Origin of the sequence: Pseudomonas sp. NPDC088885 (assembly GCF_044750025.1) — a bacterium.
Taxonomy (GTDB): Bacteria; Pseudomonadota; Gammaproteobacteria; order Pseudomonadales; family Pseudomonadaceae; genus Aquipseudomonas; species Aquipseudomonas rustica.
This window is the reverse complement of the sequence record NZ_JBIVJB010000098.1, coordinates 15,977-16,686: the sequence shown is the minus strand read 5'-3', so window position 1 is coordinate 16,686 and position 710 is coordinate 15,977. Positions and strand designations below refer to the sequence as shown.

Annotated in this window: 1 protein-coding gene; it reads left to right on the top strand. The window is 57.3% G+C overall.

Annotated elements, in window-relative coordinates; all coding sequences use genetic code 11:
* On the top strand, positions 1 to 710 hold a 710-nt coding region (locus tag ACIP1X_RS24420), incomplete at both ends, for an EF-Tu/IF-2/RF-3 family GTPase (RefSeq protein WP_400755507.1).

Here is a 710-nt window from a genome sequence, read left to right as displayed (position 1 = left end):
ACCCGTTTCGTGACCAAGAAGGCTTTCGAAGCCGGCCTGCGTCCAATCGTGGTCATCAACAAGGTTGACCGTCCAGGCGCGCGTCCGGACTGGGTTCTGGATCAGATCTTCGACCTGTTCGACAACCTCGGTGCTTCCGAAGAACAACTCGACTTCCAGGTTGTTTACGCCTCGGCCCTGAACGGCATTGCCGGTCTGGATCACACCGACATGGCTGAAGACATGACCCCGCTGTACCAAGCGGTTGTCGATCACGTTCCGGCCCCTAAAGTCGACCGTGAAGGCGCGTTCCAGATGCAGATCTCCGCACTGGACTACAACAGCTTCCTGGGTGTTATCGGCGTTGGCCGTATCGCTCGTGGTCGCGTCAAGCCGAACACCCCGGTTGTGGCTATCGGTGCCGACGGCAAGCGTCGCAACGGTCGTATCCTGAAGCTGATGGGTCACCACGGTCTGCACCGTATTGACGTTGAAGAAGCTGCAGCAGGCGACATCGTTTGCATCAGCGGTATGGAATCGCTGTTCATCTCCGACACCCTGTGCGACCCGCTGACCGTTGAGGCGATGAAGCCTCTGACCGTTGACGAGCCAACCGTTTCCATGACCTTCCAGGTAAACGACTCGCCATTCTGCGGTAAAGAAGGCAAGTTCGTGACCTCCCGTAACATCAAGGATCGTCTGGACAAAGAGCTGCTGTACATCGTTGCACT